This window comes from Ochrobactrum sp. CGA5, from assembly GCF_006345815.1.
Taxonomy (GTDB): domain Bacteria; phylum Pseudomonadota; class Alphaproteobacteria; order Rhizobiales; family Rhizobiaceae; genus Brucella.
In genome coordinates this window covers 422,766-440,804 of record NZ_VCIG01000005.1, presented here as the reverse complement: position 1 = coordinate 440,804, position 18,039 = coordinate 422,766, and the positions used below count along the sequence as shown (strand labels likewise).

The window sequence follows — 18,039 nt, the reverse complement described above, 5'->3', positions numbered from 1 at the left end:
CACCTACTCCGTCAGGTGGTCGAGTGAATGTTCACCCGCAAAGGTGGCTATTTCCTCATCGGTCAAGCGACCGGTGATGGCCCGAAGGAAACGTTCGGCGGCGATGATGAACATTGCGCCGCCCGTAAAAAGGCCGACGCCGTAAACCCAAATCATTGAGAGGCCGGTGACTGGTGCAACCATACTGGCATTGATGTCGAACTGCTTCCAAGTCCCCCAGAAGAAAATGCTCGAGCATAACATGATGATCATATAGCCGGTCGCCATGCAGATAACGCGACCCTGCCGTCCGAAACGGGCAACGAGCGTTTCAATGCCCAACTGGCTGTTCTCACGAAACGTAAGTACCGCTCCGAGAAACGACACCCAGACAAAAAAATAACGCGCAAGTTCTTCAGACACAGTTAGTCCAGAATTTACAGCATAGCGCAGAACTACATTGACGAACACCATGATTGCCATGCCGGCAAGGAGGAAGACGAGAATGGCGCCGAGTATCTTGTAAAAGAAGTCTATCGCTTTCGTCATCTATCCGCCTTCAGACTTTATCGAGCAAACCGCGCGCTTGTAGGTTTTGGATCAGTGCCCTTATGCCAAATGTCCATTCTGGACATTTGTCAGTACGGTCGACCCAGTTGATGAGCCGTCCAAGCTTGGGAGTCGATATCTCCACGCGGTCACCGACTTCGTGCGTGAAACCTTGTCCAGCACCGCGACGGTCTTTGACTGGCGCGAACATTGTTCCGAGGAACAACACCGCGCCATCAGGATACTGATGATTGCGGTTCATCATCTGCGAAGCGAGATTTTCAGGATCGCGGCTTATTGCTTCCATCTGGCTTTCGCCGGTCATCTCGAAGCCGTCAACTCCATTGACAGTCAACGACAGCTTGAGCTTGCGCAATACATCCATGGTAAACTCGCCATCAAACAGGCGAATGAAGGGGCCTATGGCGCAGGAAGCATTGTTATCCTTGGCTTTGCCAAGCAGGAGAGCCGACCGTCCTTCGATGTCCCTGAGATTGACGTCGTTCCCTAGAGTCGCGCCGACAATGCGTCCATCCGAAGCGACAACCAGAACCACTTCGGGTTCAGGATTGTTCCATTGTGAAATCGGCAGAATACCGACGGTCGCACCGCAACCGACAGCGGACATTGGCTGGGACTTAGTGAAAATCTCTGCATCAGGTCCAATGCCAACTTCCAGATATTGGGACCAAAGCCCCATTTCCTGAAGAAGGGCTTTGACGCCAGCCGCTTTTTCGGAACCTGCCACGACACCGCGCAAGTTGTCGCCGATCACAGGTGCGAGACGTTCGCGAATCTCGCGGGCGCGAGATGGGTCACCTTTTGCCTGTTCTTCGATCACCCGTTCAAGCATGCTGTCAGCAAAGGTCACGCCTGCCGCTTTTATGGATTGCAAATCGATAGGAGCAAGTAACTCCCCGCGTTCGCCGGAAAGAAAATCATCAACAGAGCCGATGTTTGGAAAGCTTTTCGTATTCCCCAATTCGTTAATCAGCGAATCACGTTCGAGAAGGCCAGAAACCGTTGCAGACAGGCTGGAGAGATCGTGCACATGACCGCTTTTCACTAATACTGGACAGGGGCCATTTTCGGCTTTTAACCACACACGGCCTATCAAAACCGCCGAATGGCTATCGTCAGGCAAAATCGTCGTTGCTGTCAGTTCACGCTTGTCGTGCACAGATATCCTCCCGGTAAATGACCACTTCCCACAGGTCATATGTTGTCAGGATGTCTGACAACAATAATACTATTATTATTAGCAGTCTGAAGCTGAGTCCAGCCTTCAGGTCGCAACCGCATCAAAAATTAGATCGATCTGTTTTTCTACGCCTGATCAGTGACAGGTGCGTGGAAGCACAAAGGACGACTGGACCAGCGGTATGATCGGTAAGTGCCAAGCTTCCGCCATGGCTGCAATTTTGCAGGCTTCTGAGAGATCCCACACCAGCTCAAATCGAGCATGACAACGTCAGCCACACCGGTTTCAAGAAGATCGCGAAACGCCCAGCGGTTTCCCAAGATCTCTGAGACACAGATCGGCGCAGTGCTTGCTTCTGCATAACGTCTGAGGCTTCCAATACTATCTATTTTGATCGGATCCTCATGCCAGAAGGTTTTGAACGGCGTGAGTTATCGCGCAATCTGCATGGCCGGTAGAAGTTTGCCACATGGATTGGAATTCAACCATGATGTCCATGCGGTCACCGACAGCTGCTCGGATTTTCTCGAAAGGCTGCAAAGCGGCCTTCAGACCAGACTGAGAAATATATTGCCCGCGCGTCTTTTCCGCCGCCATGTCGAACGGAACCCGAGATAGCCCACAAGATCAGAAGCCAGCAAATCTATCTGTAGCGGGTGCAAAATATTCGTGCAGATAAGCGTCGACAGTCTCGGACATAAAAAAGGTTTCGCCGAGTCCGCTAATTCCTTCATCCGTATGAACTTCCATCCACAACAGGTTTGGCCGCTCTGCGATGCGAATGGTTTCGATGGAGTTGATCTTCATTGCACCTCCGAATGCAGCTTGTTCCCTGCGAACTAGCTTTTTCGACCGTCATTGAGTTTTTCGAGATGCAGGAGCAGGGCGCTATGATCCTTCTCGCCGCCCCCGTCCTCCACGAAAGCGGCAAAGGCTTCGTGTACGGTTTCGGTGAGTGGCAAGCTCAAAGACAAATCGTCAGCCGTCTTGAGAATGGAATCGAGATCTTTCAGTTGGATGCGCGATGTGCCGCCCGGCTCAAAATTGCGCTCAATCATTCGCTTGCCATGCAGTTCGAGAATTCGGCTTTCACAGAAACCACCGCGGATAGCATCCCGAAACGCGGCGCGCGACCCGCCGCCCTTTTCGACCAGAATCATTGCCTCCGCTATCGCTCCGATCGTCACAGCCACAATTTGCTGATTGGCAAGTTTTGCTAGCTGACCGGCACCTGACGGGCCGACGCGGGTGAGGCGCCCCATCGGTTTGAACACATCGGCGAGGCCTGCGATGATCGCTTCATCTCCGCCAGCCATGATTGCAAGCGTGCCTTCCTGCGCACCTATTACTCCACCGGAGACTGGAGCATCAATATGATTAACCCCAATGGTCTGTAAACTCTCGGCATGCTCGCGTGCGAAGTCTGGCGAGATTGAACTCATGTCAATGACAGTACTGCCTTTTCTCAAGGCGGCGGCGACTCCTTGATCGAAAAGAACGTTGCGTACTGCCGGACCGTCGGTCAACATCGTTATGACCACATCCGCGTTCTCTGCGGCCTCGGTGACAGCTTGAGCGAGTGTGGCACCTTTTTCAGCAAGAGGTGCAGACTTGATGCTGTTCCGATTCCAGACTGTTACATCAAAGCCCGCTTCCAGAAGCCGTCCGGCCATTGGTGCGCCCATCAGGCCGGTTCCAAGAAAAGCGATTTTGCGTGTCAAATCTTGCCTCCCATCTCATCTTCAATGTGAACGCGAATGATCTCATCAAAAGATGTTTCTGCGGTGAAGCCAAGGGTCTGTGCCCGTTTTGCATCGAAACCAGGAGCCCAGCCTGCAACCATACGCATGATCAGTTCGTCCGGCTCACGTCGGATCAGGCGGACAGCTTTTTCCCCGGCAACGCGACGCAATGCTTCAATCTGCTCGCCCACGGTGGCACTGAGACCTGGCATGGATAGATTGCGACGCGCCCCAACCGCTTCTGTATCAATGGTGGCCCCGTGAATAAGAAAGCCGACAGCCGAGCGCGGCGAAGCATGCCAATGCCTGACATCTTCAGATACAGGTAAGACTGCTTCCTGTCCTGAGAGCGGTTCGCGTAGAATGTTGGAGAAAAAGCCTGATGCGGCTTTATTCGGTTTGCCGGGTCGTATGCAAATCGTGGGCAGGCGAATCCCTAACCCATCGAAGAAGCCGCGCCGGGTGTAGTCGGATAGCAGAAGTTCACCAATTGCCTTCTGTGTGCCGTAACTCGTCAACGGTGTTGTGTGAAATTCATCGGGGATCGGGTAGGGGAGCGGTGTGCCAAAAACGGCAATTGATGATGTGAAAACCACGCGGGGCTTATAACCGTCGGCAGTATGCGCAAGCCTGATGGCATCGAACAGATGTCGAGTGCCATCAAGATTGATTCGATATCCTTTATCGAAGTCGATCTCCGCTTCACCGGACACGATCGCCGCCAGGTGGAAGATGGTGTCGGGACGTTCTGAAATGATCTTCTGAGCGGTTGCCATAGTGGATATATCGGCTGCGAGAATATCTACGGATCCTGCAAAGCCACTTGGCGATTCTGCTGCAACAATATCGATAAGCGTAAGCTTTTCAACGGGATTTCCCCCTAGATGGCCATCATTAGAAAGACGCTGCGCTAGCTTGCGTCCGATCATGCCTGCAGCACCGATGATTGCGATATGCATTTAAAAGGCCTCCTCCGTCCCTTGCAGCCAACCTTATCCGAAAATTTGGCTTTGGCTATCATTCGGACACTTATCCGGTCTCCCACCAGATTTATGTTGTAGGGTTGTCTGATAACCTTATATGTAGAGATTGGAAACAGCTTTCTCTGTTGCCATAGGAATGGAATGGAAAAACTCGTCGCATTTTAAAGCTGTCGCACAACTGAGACAGAAAATTGCAGGTCGGTAAAGCCAAGAGGATACTATGTTTGGGTCGGAGGGCGTGGCCGGAAAGAAGCAGGCAGATCTCGTTGCTCTTTTGGGTGACGATCTGGTTATTGTCGAGCAAAAGGACACCCTTGGTTATTGTCGTGACTGGCCGGGAGACATAGAGAATATAGCGGTAGCCGTCATCCGTCCGCGTTCGACGGAGGAGGTTTCTGCTGCGGTTAAAGCCTGTGCTTTGTTGGGGTTATCCATCATTCCGCAAGGCGGAAACACTGGTCTTGTGCAAGGCGGTGTGCCTGATGGCCAGGATAATCTTGTCATTTTAAGCCTTGAGCGAATGAACCGGATCCGAAAGGTCGATCCGGATGATTTTTCTGCGATTGTGGATGCCGGTTGCATTCTCTCCGATCTGAAAGATAAACTGGCTGCCGAAGGTATGTTTTTCCCCTTGGCACTTGGTGCGCAGGGAAGTTGTCGTATCGGTGGAAACGTTAGCACCAACGCAGGCGGTGTGAACGTGTTGCGTTATGGTATGACCCGCGAGTTGGTGCTGGGACTAGAGGTCGTTCTGCCAGACGGCGCTATATTCAATAGTCTTTCGACATTGAGGAAAGACAATCGTGGAATTGACCTGAAACAGCTATTTGTCGGCGCCGAAGGCATTCTTGGGGTGGTTACCGGTGTAGCAATCAAACTTTTGCCTTTACCGGAAAAGGTGGAAACCGCCCTGCTTGGACTCAATTCGCTTGATGATGCGATTGCTCTCTATCGGCGCGCGCGCTTGCAATGCTGTGACTTGATGTCAGCGTTTGAATTCATGCCGCCGGTAGCTTTTACGTTGGCGCAAGAGGCGATGCCAGAGCTCGCCATGCCACTTGGACAATATCCGGCCTATGTCTTGATGGAAGTCTCGGGTTCAGGGCTGGTTGATATACTGTCCTTGATGGAACAGTTCCTCGCCAACGCAATGGAAGATGGCCTTGTTCTCGACGGAACAATCGCGTCCTCTCATGCGCAAGGTCAAAATCTCTGGACATTCCGTGAAGCCATGAACGAGGGGCAAGCGCTGCGGGGCAAGCACTTGCGCACGGATATATCGGTCCCGCTTTCAAAGCTTGCATCATTCGTCGATGAAGCAGAAAGGGAACTGGCCAAGGTTCTTCCAGATTGTCTCTCCGTTTCTTATGGGCATGTCGGCGATGGGAATGTGCATCTCAACGTTATTCCTGAAAGCAATCTCGATATTGTGGTGAAAGACAAGAAGATCAAGCTTGCCAAGGAAACGATCAATGCTGTTCTCGATCGTTATGCGGGCAGTATCAGTGCCGAGCATGGAATTGGTCGCCTCAAACGTGATGATTTCGAGAAGCGCATTGATCCTGCACGACGAAAACTACTTGAAGGTATCAAACAAGTCATCGACCCGAACAATATCATGAACCCAGGCTGCCAGCTTTCGCTTGACTCTTCAAAAGGCTGACTACACACCCATTACAAGGGCAATCAGGGAGACTTTATCATTTTGTTTGGTGAAATCAGGCGTAATGAGCAGCTTCCTGGACGCATCGCCTCCGAAATTACACGGCAGATCAGTGAAGGTAGCCTTGTTCCGGGGCAGAAGCTGCCGACGGAACATAATCTCGCACAAAGCTTCGGCGTCAGCCGATCGGTTGTACGTGAAGCGATTGCCCAGTTGCGCAATGAGGGCTTGGTTGAAACGCGACAGGGGGTCGGGGCTTTCGTAACAGAACCTGACCGGAGGCATGCTCTTCGCATAGAGCCTGAAACGCTAGCCAATAGAGACAGTTTCCGCAGCCTGTTCCAGTTGCGCATGGCGTTGGAGATAGAAGCCGCTGGACTCGCTGCAGTGCATCATGATGAACATGATATGAGGCAACTTAACGAGGCTCTCGCGGAAATGAGCGGCTCCAAAAAATGGACAGATACCGGTATCGCCGCCGATCTGGCATTTCACCGCGCACTCGCTTCGGCAACGCATAACGAATATTTTCCTTTGGTTCTCGGTTTCATTGCTGAGCGGATCAATCAAGCAATCAACGCAGCACGCGCACGAGCGGTACTTGAACAGATTGTCGAAATCACAATTGATGAGCACACCGCAATCAGGGATGCCATTCATTCACGTGATCCTGTGCGAGCGCGAGACGTGATGCGCCACCACATTGTGGAGGCAGCACGCCGCATTGGTCTCAAACTGGAAACTTTCTAATGGCTGCGTCCTTCGAACTTTTCAGTCTGCAAGGGCGAATAGCTCTGATCACCGGTTCCAGCCAGGGCATCGGCTTTGCATTGGCGCGAGGGCTTGCAGAACATGGGGCTAAGGTAATCATCAACGGTCGTGATCGAAACAAGGTAGATGCGGCGGTCACCCGATTGGAAGAAGAGGGGCATAGGGTTTTTGCTTCCACGTTTGACGTGACGGACGCCGAAGAAGCCCGAGCTGCTATCGATTTAATCGAAAAAGAAATCGGTCCGCTCGATATTTTGGTCAACAATGCGGGAATGCAGTACCGCACCGCGCTCGAGGATTTTCCGATCGAGAAATGGCAGCAGCTGCTGGAAACCAACGTTTCCAGCGCTTTTTACGTCGGGCAGGCCGTTGCTCGCCATATGATCCCGCGGGGATATGGCAAGATAATCAACATTGCTTCGGTTCAAAGTGAGCTGGCGCGACCTTCCATAGCACCTTATACGGCGACAAAGGGAGCTATCCGTAACCTGACGCGCGGTATGGCCACTGATTGGGCCCAACATGGTTTGCAGATCAATGCGATTGCTCCCGGCTATTTCAAGACGCCACTGAATCAGGCATTGGTTGATAATCCCGAATTTACGGCATGGCTGGAAAAAAGAACACCGGCTGGTCGTTGGGGAGAAGTGGAAGAGCTGGTCGGTGCCGCAGTTTTCTTGAGCAGCGAGGCTTCTACTTTCGTCAATGGTCAGGTTCTGCATGTCGATGGCGGCATGACTGCAAGCGTATGAGGAATTGATGCTGCGTATTATTGTGATGGGCGTTTCCGGCTCCGGGAAGTCGACGGTGGGGGAGAAGATCGCTGATGCACTGGCTCTCCCGTTTCTCGAAGGGGACTCTCTGCATCCGAAGTCCAATGTTGATAAGATGTCAGCAGGAGTACCGTTGCAGGACGAGGATCGCTGGCCATGGCTCGATAAAATCGGTGAGCGACTTGCCGCTGCGAACGATGGAATCATCGTTTCCTGCTCCGCATTAAAGAAAAGCTATCGCGATCGCCTCCGCTCGGCTGCCAGTGCGCCGGTGATGTTCATCTTTCTGGATGGCAGTTTTGAAGTTTTGCACGAACATATGGGACATCGCACCGGGCATTTCATGCCGGTAACGATGCTGGAAAGCCAGATTGCCACTCTCGAAAGCCCTGTTGGAGAACCTCTCGTCTACCGCGCAGATGTTGCCGACACAGTGGAAAAAATTGTCTCTGACAGTCTAGCGTGGATACGCTCAGTTGAGCTTTAGAATTACTTGAGTGGCCAGAAAAACATCAGTGTTGGGACTGTTACAATTGCAATGATGATCGATAGCGGAAATCCCAGACGCGGGTAGTCGCTGAATTTGTATCCACCGGGGCCCATGACCAGCGTATTGCACTGATGGCCAATCGGCGTGAGGAAGTCGCAACCCGCGCCGATAGCAACGGCCATCAAGAAGGCCTCAGGCTTGAAGCCAAGCCCGGAAGCAAAGCTCGTTGCAATGGGAGCCATAACAAGCACTGTCGCGGCATTGTTAAGAAATGGTGTCACCATCATCGCGGCTACAAGAATGAGCGCCAGTGCGCCTGCTGGCGGCAATTGATGGCCAATTGTGGCAAGCCCTTCTGCTATAAGATCCGTGCCGCCGGTCGTTCTCAGTGCGTCTGAAACCGGGATAAGTGCAGCAAGCATGACCAGAATAGGGCCATCGATTTCGTCATAAACCTCGTTGAGAGGGATCACCTTGAATAATAGCATAGCAACAGCAGCGGCAAAGAAAGCGACCGCCACAGGCACAAGGCTTAAAGCTGTTGCCCCGATTGCAGCAATCAGAATAGCGAGTGGGATCAATCCGCGCCTGACACTGCCGAGCATCAGCTTGCGACGAGCGAGTGGCAGCAGCTCGAACTCCGGCAGAAAGGTGGATAGATTTGCCTGCCTCCCTTGCAGTACGATGACATCTCCGAATCGCAGAATGACCTCGCTGAGACGTTCGCTGATACGTTCACCCGGCCTGCTGACCGCCAGCAAGTTGAGGTCGTAGCGTGCGAAAAGGGCAAGTCTCTGAGCCGTCAGTCCAATGAGGCGAGAGTTCTTGCCAATAACAGCTTCCACGACCTCAATGTTGGTGGAGCCGCTGGTCTCGGAAGGGTTGCGGTTTTCGGATAATGCAAGTTTTCCGGCGCTTATAATCGCATCGAGCGCCTTCGGGTCGCCTTCGAGAAGGACGACATCTCCCTCGTTCAGCACCGTATCGGGAAGCGGCGTCAACCGCTGATCGTTGCGTATGATGGAAGTCACCATCGCTTCGCCTTCGGCTGCCTTTATGAGATCAGTCACCCGTTTGCCGGTCATCGTTGAAGTTTTCGTGATGCGCGCTTCTGAAGCGTAATTCTTGATCTTGATTGCATCATCCAGCGATACGTTTTCGCGAGTGCGCTGTGGAACCAGCCAGTAAAAGAGCGCCAGATAGATGAGCCCTACGACCGACAGCACGGCACCGACGGGGGTAAAGTCGAACATTGTGAAAGGTTCACCGACCATCTCGCCGCGTATGCGAGAAACGACGATATTGGGCGAAGTGCCCACTTGGGTCATTAAGCCCCCGAGCAGCGCGCCGAACGCCATTGGCATGAGAAAGGTCGAAGGGGAAACATTGGAGCGGCGTGCGAACTGGAACGCGACGGGAATCATGATTGCCAATGCACCAACGTTCTTCACAAAGGCGGAGAGAACGGTAACGACCGCCACAAGAACGACGAGCTGTAGTCTAACGCTGTTCATTTCCGGGAGGAAACGTTGGACAGCAGCTTGCATAAGGCCGGAACGTGCGACGCCTGCACTCACCACCAATGCACTTCCAACGATGATGACAATATCATCGCTGAAGCCCGTGAAAGCCTGATCGAAAGGGACGACACCAACTGCTATTGCCAAAAGCAGCGCACAGAGTGCCACCACATCATAACGAAGCTTGCCCCAGATAAACGCTCCCATCATGAGTATGATTACCGTGAAGGAGAGTATCTGCTGATGCGTCATTTATTGGAATTTCCTCACGGACGGAAAAATATTCCACCACTGTGTAGCCGATAAATTCCGAAACAGAAATCGATTATTATAGCGGGTTGCGTTCCATACGGGATGCAACCCGCTTCTGTGTCAATCATTTATACGCTTACCGTCGCTGCCGAAAACATGCACATTTCCCGCAAGTGAACCGACCCTGACAGTTTCGTCGATATTATGTGCAGAGCGCCCTGCAATACGGAAAATAAGGGGCTTACCGTTTGGCAACGCAGCGTGGATATAGCTTTCCGCACCGACGAGTTCGACAGCTTCAATGCGGACAGTTGCATTGAAGCCGTCGGCATCTGGATCTCCGTCCTCTAGAATACGGATGTCTTCGGGACGAACGCCGATGGTGAAGCTACCCATAGGTGCTTTCAACCCGCTACCAGTAGTCCAGCCCGTCGACTCCTTGCTTTGCAGCAAGTTCATCGACGGGGAACCGATGAACGTCGCAACGAACGTGGATGCTGGCTTTTCATAGAGATCGATTGGTGTTCCCACCTGCTCGATATGACCGGCATTCAATACGACGAGACGGTCCGCCATGGTCATGGCTTCCATTTGATCGTGTGTCACGTAAACACTCGTAGTGCCCAGCGAGCGTTGGAGGCGTTTGATCTCAACACGCATTTGAACACGCAGTTTCGCATCCAGATTGGAAAGCGGTTCATCGAAGAGGAAGGCTGCCGGCTCGCGAACGATGGCACGTCCCATTGCAACGCGTTGGCGCTGACCGCCGGAAAGCTGACGCGGTTTACGCTCAAGAAAAGGTTCGATCTCGAGTGCTTTGGCGGCTTTGGCGATCCGGCGTTCGATTTCGTCCTTCGGAGTTTTGCGATTCTTCAAGCCGTAGGCGAGATTCTCGCGAACCGTCATATGCGGGTAAAGCGCATAATTCTGGAACACCATGGCGATATCGCGTTCAGCAGGTTCAACATCGTTAACGACACGTTCGCCAATGGATACCGTGCCGGACGTAATGCCTTCGAGACCGGCGATCATGCGCAGAAGAGTGGACTTACCGCAGCCCGAAGGTCCAACCAGTACTACAAATTCGCCGTCGTTTATCTCTAGCGAAACACCTTTGATGACTTCGACATTGCCGCCGTAGCTCTTGCGGACATTATCAAGAACGATTTTGCTCATTACTTTTCCGTTTCAACGAGACCTTTGACGAACCAGCGCTGCATCAATACCACAACGAGGATCGGCGGGATGATGGCCAGAATGGCGGTTACCATGACGTAGTTCCAGGGAGTGGACGCATCGGCCCAATCCACCATGCGGCGCAGGCCAATGATGATAGTGTTCATCTTGGCGTCATTGGTAACGAGCAGGGGCCAAAGATACTGGGTCCATCCGTAAATGAAGAGAATGACGAAAAGCGCTGCAATATTCGTCTTTGACAGGGGAAGCAGGATATCCCGCATGAAACGGAATGGCCCGGCGTTGTCGATGCGCGCTGCTTCAACCAGTTCACCGGGAATAGTGAGGAAAAACTGACGAAACAGAAACGTTGCTGTCGCAGAGGCCATCAACGGTAGCGTAAGTCCCGCGTAGGTGTCGATTAAGCCGAGATCCACAATCACTTTGTAGGTCGGCAGAATACGGACCTCCACCGGCAGCATCAACGTTATGAAGATCATCCAGAAGAAGAACATGCGGAACGGAAAGCGGAAAAAGACAATCGCGAAAGCCGACATGAAGGAAATAATGATCTTGCCAACAGCGATGGCCATGGCGACCACAAAGGAGTTCCAAAGAAGTCGCTCGAGACTAACACCGACAACTCGCTCTACCCCGCCGAAGATGGCATCGCCGTAGTTTTCCACGAAATGGTCGCCGGGAAACAACGTGATCGGCGGGCGAATGATCTGCGTCGACGTCATCGTTGAAGCGACAAAGGTATAGTAGATCGGAAAGGCGACGATGATTATGCCTAGGATTAGGATCAGGTGGCCAATAAGATTTGAGATTGGGCGTTTTTCTATCATTGTCGCCTCACTCACGAATAATGCACGCGCTTCTCGACGAAGCGGAACTGGAACGCAGTTAAGGCAATAACGATTGCCATCAGGATAACCGATTGCGCCGAAGATGAGCCCAGGTTGAGATTGACGAAGCCGTCATTGTAAACCTTGTAAACCAGCGTTTCGGTGGCTTTTGCCGGCCCGCCGCCGGTAACGGCGTGGATGATACCGAATGTATCGAAGAAAGCGTAAACAGTGTTTACCACCAGCAGGAAGAAAGAAGTCGGTGCAAGCAGTGGGAAAATGATCGACCAGAACCGCCTCGATCCACGGGCGCCGTCAATGGCTGCAGCTTCGATCAACGATTTAGGAATTGCCTGTAGTCCTGCAACAAAGAAAAGGAAATTATACGAGATCTGTTTCCATGCGGCTGCTACTACTACAAGGCCCATGGCCTGATCGCCGTCAAGTAGCGGGTCCCAGGCAATATCATTACCGCGCAGAATATAGGCAAAAGTGCCCATCGCCGGGTTGAACATGAAGAGCCACAACATACCAGCTACGGCGGGCGCTACTGCATAGGGCCAGATCAGAAGCGTACGATAGAACGTCTTGCCACGGATAACGCGATCCGCTGCCGTCGCAAGCAACAGTGCTGCACCCATAGCAAGCAATGCGGTTAGGACATTGAAGACGATCGTCACTTTGAATGAGTGTAGATAGTTAGGGTCGGCAAGAACGGTTGTGAAGTTTGCCAGTCCCACGAAGGTGGACTTGAGCCCAAATGCGTCTTCACGCATGAAGGACTGATAAATTGCCTGACTGGCTGGCCAGAAGAAAAACACCACAGTCAGAACGATCTGCGGGGCTAGCAGGAAGTAAGGCAAGATTTTATTTGGAAAGGTGACTTTCTGCACGGGGAGTGTCCTCGTGGGATGACAAGGCCGCCCGCCATGGAGGTGGGCGGCGTTGTGTCAATGTGATCGATTACTGGGCTGCTGCAATAGCGTCGTTGGCACGCTTGACGGCGTTTTCAAGCGCAGTTTTCGCGTCCTGCTTGCCTCCGAGCATAGCTTCGAATTCTTCGTTCAGAATATCGCGTACTTGCGGCAGGTTGACGAGGCGAACGCCTTTCGAGTTTTCAGTCGGTGCCTTGCCCATCATTTGAAGAATAGGTGTTTCGCGGCCCGGATTCTTCTCATAGAAATCCGACTTCTTGGTTTCGTCGTATGCAGCCAGTGTTACAGGCAGGTAGCCGGACTTTTGGTGCAACTTGATCTGAATCTTGGTCTGCGAGAGAAAGTTGAAAAATTCCGCAACGCCCTTGTACTGCTCGTCACTAAGGCCAGCGAAGACCCAAAGGGATGCGCCGCCCGGAATCGTATTTTGCGGACCATGGCCTTCATAATAAGGCAACTGGCCGATGCCATAGTTAATGCCCGACTTAACAACGTCGCCAAGACCACCGGAGGATTCAGTCAGCATTGCACATTCACCAGAAGTGAAAAGCTGCTTGGCTTCCGATGTGCGGCCACCGTAACGGAACGTACCGTCTTTCGCGAGATCAGCGATCGATTGGAAATGCTGGACGTAAAGCGGAGAATTGATTTCAAGCTTGACGTCGGTGCCGCCTAGGCCGTTTTCATTTGTGCCGTAGGGAACATTGTTCCAGGCGGCAAAGTTCTCTGTCTGAATCCAGGTGAGCCACGTGGAGGTGAAACCGCACGGTGCCGCGCCGCTGGACTTGATCTTCTTGGCGGCTTCGAAAAGTTCCGGCCAAGTCTTCGGCGGAGTGTTCTCATCAAGGCCAGCCTTCTTGAAGGCGTCCTTGTTGTAATAAAGGATCGGCGATGAGGAGTTGTACGGGAAGGACAGCATTGTGCCGTCTGGCTTGGAGTAATAAGCCACGATGCCCGGTAGATACTGCGACTTGTCGAACTTGTAGCCGCCTTTCTCGAGCACTTCGGCGGCAGGAACGACGGCGCCTTCGGCAGCCATCATCACGCCACTGCCAGCGTCGAAGACCTGGATGATCGCTGGGGGGGTCTTGGAGCGGAACGCGGCGATGCCGGCGTTCAACGTTTCGGGATAAGTTCCCTTATAAACGGGAACCACCTTGTATTCGCTCTGGCTTTCGTTGAACTCCTTCGAGAGCTCATTAACCATTTCGTTGTTAGCACCGGTCATACCGTGCCACCAGGCCAGTTCCGTCTGGGCCAATGCCTGCGAACCGATGGTGAGGGCGAGGGCACTCGTCAGCGCCGAAGTTGTAATCAGACGGATAAGCATGTTTCCTCCTCAAGTGTGAGATTGCGTGAACAGCTGAGCTCTTTGGTAAGGGGCTCAGAGTTCCGACATCTGCGTTATATTCATTGCACTTATATGAATGCAATTTTTCTCAAAGGATCAACCTTCGATTCTTCCAATGGCAGAATAAATACGAAAACGAAAGCGCCAAGAATGAAAATAAGCGAAAGGGAAGTGATAATCATGGGAGAACATGTGTATAATTAAGACATCATGAATGCTGCAAAAATGCCAACCCCGCGGACGATCACGAGTTTGCTGTCGGCGGATTGACCAATGCGCCAGACTGAACTGATATATGCTTTTCGAATCTGGCCAACGGTTCTATTGAGTTTTGCCCTTAGCCGGATCGGACACCCAACTTACCGACAGGTGAAGTTATGCCGAGTGATGATCGCAGGAAAAGTCGCGTTACGCTTTTGGATGTGGCACGCTACGCCAATGTATCACGCGCGACGGCTTCCCTCGTCATTCGCAAAAGCCCGTTGGTGGGAGCGGCGACACGTGAAAAAGTCGAGAAAGCCCTTCAGGAGCTGGGCTATGTATACAATATGGGTGCGGCCAGTCTCCGGGCAGAGCGGTCGAACACGGTCGGGGTAATCGTACCGACTCTTGGCAATCCGTTTTACGGCGAGTTACTTTCAGGAATAGACAGTGTCGTAGGTGAAGCGGGACTGGTGGTTCTTCTCGCGAACAGTCATGAGAACTTTGCCAATCAAAGCACTCTCATGCAGCGCATGCGCGAACATGGTGTTGATGGCGTGATCATTTCACCAACTGCAGAAACCACACCGGAAGTCATCGAACAGATCGCGGACTGGGGCTTGCCTGTAGTGCAGGTGTTGCGCCATGTCACGGACCGAATTGACTATGCGGGTGTTGATTATGCAGGTGGTATGCGGCAGGCGGTCAACCATCTTGCCAAACTGGGGCATAGGACAATCGCATTTGCTGTACATGGTCCGGTTCATTCAGCATATCGCGAACGTGTCGAGGGGTTTCGCGATGCGATGCAAAAGCAAGGGCTTGATCCTGGGATGATTGTTCGCTTCGCACATACAATGCCGGAAATTGCCAAAGCAGCTCCTGTACTTTTCCAGGAAGGTCGGGAGCCGACAGCGGCAATCTGTTTCAATGACGTGATCGCGCTGGGCCTTTCAGCGGGCCTTTACGACTGCCGGCGAAAGATAGGCGACGATTTTTCTTTGATAGGCTTCGATGACGTAAGCGATGCTGAAGCGACGCGGCCGCGATTGAGTTCCGTGTCAACCCGCCCTGTTGCTGTTGGCCAAAACGCCGCTCGACTACTTCTTTCTCGCTTGGCAAACTTGGAAAGGCCGGCACAGCGGATCGTCAGCGAAACATACTTACAGGTCAGACAGTCGTGCGGGCCTGCGAAAGCATCTGCCGTGTAGTCCCAATTAGTGATTGACGAGTGAGCCTAAACACATTTAGATCGATCTAAAATTATTGCCGTCGGGAGGAATGTCGGCATAATTCGTGTACCGGGAGGTTCAGCATTGTACAATTTCAACTTCGCGCCCGTTTTCGCGTCGATGGACAAGCTGCTTGTCGGTGCATGGCAGACGATTGAGCTTTCCTGTGCTGCTATGGTGCTCGGTTTGATTGTCTCGATTATTTGCGCCGTGAGTAAAACGTCTGGCCCCAAGCCGGTCCGCTTCATTATCGACGCTTATATTGAAATCATCCGCAATACACCTTTTCTGGTGCAGATTTTCTTCATCTTTTTTGGCTTGCCGTCTGCCGGGTTACGCCTGTCGCCCAACAACGCCGCACTTCTTGCATTGGTGGTGAATTTCGGCGCCTATGGTACAGAGATTATTCGCGCTGGCATTGAATCCATTCATAAAGGTCAGGTGGAAGCCGGAACCGCGCTCGGTCTCTCCAAGCTGCAAATCTTCCGCTATATCGTTATGAAACCGGCTTTGCGGACTGTCTACCCGTCGCTCACCAGCCAGTTCATCTATCTGATGCTGACGTCGAGTGTTGTCTCGGTGATTTCTGCCAATGAGCTTGCAGCTGCCGGAAACGATCTTCAATCAGCGACCTTTGCGAGCTTCGAGGTCTATATTGTAATCACGCTCATGTACCTCGTCATGTCTATCGGATTTTCGGCGATCTTTACGCTGATCGAGAAAGTGGCGTTCAAATACCCGTTGAGCCGATAGGAGCAGGCCATGATCAGACCTTTCGGCTGGAACGAATTTCTCATTATCGTCTATGCGGCGCAATGGACCATCGCTCTTTCAGCTATTGCCTTTGTTGGCGGTGGCATCGGGGGACTGCTTGTTGCACTGATGCGTGTTTCGGGCGCTCGTGTGCCGCGTTACGTCGCACTCGGTTTCATCCGGCTGTTTCAGGGTACGCCACTTCTGATGCAGCTGTTCCTTGTATTTTTCGGTCTTAACATTTTCGGTTTGGGTATCAATCCATGGATTGCCGCTACCATTGCACTTACATTGCATGCGAGCGCTTTTCTCGGAGAAATCTGGCGTGGCTGTATTGATGCTGTACCACCCGGCCAACGAGAAGCCGCCACAGCGCTCGGGCTACGTTACTATAATCGCATGCGCTACGTAATCTTGCCGCAAGCAGCACGCATTTCCGTTGCGCCAACGGTGGGCTTTCTGGTCCAGCTCATCAAAGGCACTTCGCTCACCGCGATCATCGGTTTTACAGAACTGACGCGACAGGGGCAGATCATCAACAACGCAACGTTCAGCCCGTTTATGGTGTTTGGCACGGTAGCGGCTGTCTATTTTGTCTTGTGCTGGCCGCTATCCATTTTGGCGCGCCGCATGGAAGCAAGGCTTTCTCGCGCTACTGCTCGGTAAATGTGAAACGATATCGCGATGGGAAACGCGGCGAAAAAGCAATGAAACAGTGTCGGTGAGGAGATCGGCACTTAACAGGGAAGGAATCCACATGACTATCACCAGACGTCTGGCAATGGCCTTGATTGGTGCGGGTGCTCTGGCAACCGCTTTCGCGTCGGCTGCAATCGCGCAGACCGTAGACGGCATTAAATCTGCCGGGAAAATCCAGATCGGCATGCTGGTCGATTTTCCGCCGTTTGGCATCATGAATACCAGCAACGAGCCGGATGGTTATGACGCGGATGTGGCGAAGTTGCTGGCGAAGGAACTGGACGTTGAAGCTCAGATTGTGCCCGTTACCGGTCCTAACCGTATTCCTTATCTACAGAGCGGGCAGGTTGACGTTCTGGTTGCCTCATTGGGCATTACCGAGGAGCGGGCCAAGAGCGTAGACTTTTCGCAGCCCTATGCCGGCATTTCGATTGGCGTGTTTGGACCGAAGGATACCGCTGTTAGCAAGCCAGAAGACCTTTCTGGCAAGACCATCGGCGTTGCACGTGCTTCGACACAAGACACGGCAGTGACCAAGATTGCTCCACAGGATACCAATATACGACGCTTCGACGATGACGCGAGCGCTGTGCAGGCGTTGCTTTCTGGACAGGTCGATTTGATCGGGCTTTCAAACGTCGTTGCTGCCGAGATCGAAAAGGCTGCACCGGGTCGTTATGAGCAGAAGATTCAGCTCAGTCAGCAGGTGCAGGGTATCGCTGTTCGCAAAGGTTCGACTGAAATGCTCGAATTCGTCAACAAATTCATCGAAAAAGCGAAGAGCGATGGCGAATTGAACAAAATTCACGAGAAGTGGCTTGGTACGCCGCTACCGGATTTTGTTTCTCAGGCAAAGTAAGTTCGCGAATTCTGTCATGCCTGTCTATCCGACGGGCATGACGGTCCAGCCCACGAAGTGAG

Annotated in this window: 17 protein-coding genes and 1 pseudogene; 8 read left to right on the top strand and 10 right to left on the bottom strand. The window is 52.5% G+C overall.

Annotated elements, in window-relative coordinates; translation table 11 throughout:
* Positions 1–3: 3 nt before the first annotated feature.
* From FJQ48_RS06775 to denD, 5 genes and pseudogenes are all read right to left on the bottom strand, one after another.
* On the bottom strand, positions 4–528 hold the full coding sequence (locus tag FJQ48_RS06775; RefSeq protein ID WP_139974415.1) for a TRAP transporter small permease: 525 nt from the start codon (positions 526–528) through the stop codon (positions 4–6).
* Between the two features lie 10 nt (positions 529–538).
* Entirely contained in the window at positions 539–1,708 is a 1,170-nt protein-coding gene (locus FJQ48_RS06770; RefSeq protein WP_139974414.1) for a fumarylacetoacetate hydrolase family protein, read from the bottom strand.
* Between the two features lie 157 nt (positions 1,709–1,865).
* Positions 1,866–2,536, bottom strand: a pseudogene (locus FJQ48_RS06765) (enolase C-terminal domain-like protein); the annotation flags it as partial.
* 32 nt (positions 2,537–2,568) lie between these two features.
* A complete protein-coding gene (locus FJQ48_RS06760; RefSeq protein WP_139974413.1) occupies positions 2,569–3,450 on the bottom strand; it encodes an NAD(P)-dependent oxidoreductase in 882 nt (293 codons plus the stop codon).
* Positions 3,447–4,430, bottom strand: coding sequence for a D-erythronate dehydrogenase (denD, locus tag FJQ48_RS06755; protein WP_139974412.1), 984 nt, complete (start codon positions 4,428–4,430; stop codon positions 3,447–3,449). The genes FJQ48_RS06760 and denD overlap by 4 nt, the downstream gene beginning before the upstream one ends.
* Before the next feature lie 244 nt (positions 4,431–4,674).
* Here denD and FJQ48_RS06750 point away from each other — a divergent pair, with 244 nt between their 5' ends.
* The 4 genes from FJQ48_RS06750 to FJQ48_RS06735 are packed head-to-tail and all read left to right on the top strand — an operon-like array spanning position 4,675 to position 8,148.
* The gene (locus tag FJQ48_RS06750) at positions 4,675–6,117 is read left to right on the top strand and encodes an FAD-binding oxidoreductase (protein WP_139974411.1); all 1,443 of its coding nucleotides are present in this window, start codon (positions 4,675–4,677) and stop codon (positions 6,115–6,117) included.
* Between the two features lie 42 nt (positions 6,118–6,159).
* Positions 6,160–6,867: a FadR/GntR family transcriptional regulator gene (locus FJQ48_RS06745; protein ID WP_139974410.1), complete on the top strand. Its 708-nt coding sequence runs from the start codon at positions 6,160–6,162 to the stop codon at positions 6,865–6,867.
* Complete coding sequence (locus FJQ48_RS06740; protein ID WP_139974409.1) at positions 6,867–7,640, top strand: SDR family oxidoreductase; 774 nt, start codon at positions 6,867–6,869, stop codon at positions 7,638–7,640. The genes FJQ48_RS06745 and FJQ48_RS06740 overlap by 1 nt, the downstream gene beginning before the upstream one ends.
* Positions 7,641–7,647: 7 nt before the next feature.
* On the top strand, positions 7,648–8,148 hold the full coding sequence (locus FJQ48_RS06735) for a gluconokinase (RefSeq protein WP_139974408.1): 501 nt from the start codon (positions 7,648–7,650) through the stop codon (positions 8,146–8,148).
* Between the two features lie 2 nt (positions 8,149–8,150).
* Here FJQ48_RS06735 and FJQ48_RS06730 read toward each other — a convergent pair whose 3' ends face one another.
* The 5 genes from FJQ48_RS06730 to ugpB all read right to left on the bottom strand — a co-directional run bounded on the left by FJQ48_RS06730 (position 8,151) and on the right by ugpB (position 14,212).
* A complete protein-coding gene (locus tag FJQ48_RS06730; protein WP_139974407.1) occupies positions 8,151–9,923 on the bottom strand; it encodes an SLC13 family permease in 1,773 nt (590 codons plus the stop codon).
* Between the two features lie 120 nt (positions 9,924–10,043).
* The gene (locus tag FJQ48_RS06725; protein ID WP_139974406.1) at positions 10,044–11,099 is read right to left on the bottom strand and encodes a sn-glycerol-3-phosphate import ATP-binding protein UgpC; all 1,056 of its coding nucleotides are present in this window, start codon (positions 11,097–11,099) and stop codon (positions 10,044–10,046) included.
* The gene (gene ugpE / locus FJQ48_RS06720; RefSeq protein WP_139974405.1) at positions 11,099–11,947 is read right to left on the bottom strand and encodes a sn-glycerol-3-phosphate ABC transporter permease UgpE; all 849 of its coding nucleotides are present in this window, start codon (positions 11,945–11,947) and stop codon (positions 11,099–11,101) included. Before ugpE ends, FJQ48_RS06725 begins: the two co-directional genes overlap by 1 nt.
* Before the next feature lie 11 nt (positions 11,948–11,958).
* Entirely contained in the window at positions 11,959–12,840 is an 882-nt protein-coding gene (ugpA, locus tag FJQ48_RS06715) for a sn-glycerol-3-phosphate ABC transporter permease UgpA (protein ID WP_139974404.1), read from the bottom strand.
* Positions 12,841–12,910: 70 nt separating this feature from the next.
* Positions 12,911–14,212 carry a sn-glycerol-3-phosphate ABC transporter substrate-binding protein UgpB gene (gene ugpB / locus FJQ48_RS06710; RefSeq protein ID WP_180350142.1) on the bottom strand — a complete coding sequence of 434 codons (1,302 nt, stop codon included), beginning with the start codon at positions 14,210–14,212 and terminating at the stop codon, positions 12,911–12,913.
* A gap of 398 nt (positions 14,213–14,610) precedes the next feature.
* Here ugpB and FJQ48_RS06705 point away from each other — a divergent pair, with 398 nt between their 5' ends.
* From FJQ48_RS06705 to FJQ48_RS06690, 4 genes are all read left to right on the top strand, one after another.
* Complete coding sequence (locus tag FJQ48_RS06705) at positions 14,611–15,645, top strand: LacI family DNA-binding transcriptional regulator (RefSeq protein ID WP_139974403.1); 1,035 nt, start codon at positions 14,611–14,613, stop codon at positions 15,643–15,645.
* 105 nt (positions 15,646–15,750) lie between these two features.
* Complete coding sequence (locus FJQ48_RS06700; protein WP_139974402.1) at positions 15,751–16,419, top strand: amino acid ABC transporter permease; 669 nt, start codon at positions 15,751–15,753, stop codon at positions 16,417–16,419.
* Positions 16,420–16,428: 9 nt separating this feature from the next.
* Entirely contained in the window at positions 16,429–17,085 is a 657-nt protein-coding gene (locus tag FJQ48_RS06695; RefSeq protein ID WP_139974401.1) for an amino acid ABC transporter permease, read from the top strand.
* Positions 17,086–17,176: 91 nt separating this feature from the next.
* Complete coding sequence (locus tag FJQ48_RS06690; RefSeq protein WP_139974400.1) at positions 17,177–17,977, top strand: transporter substrate-binding domain-containing protein; 801 nt, start codon at positions 17,177–17,179, stop codon at positions 17,975–17,977.
* Positions 17,978–18,039 lie beyond the last annotated feature (62 nt).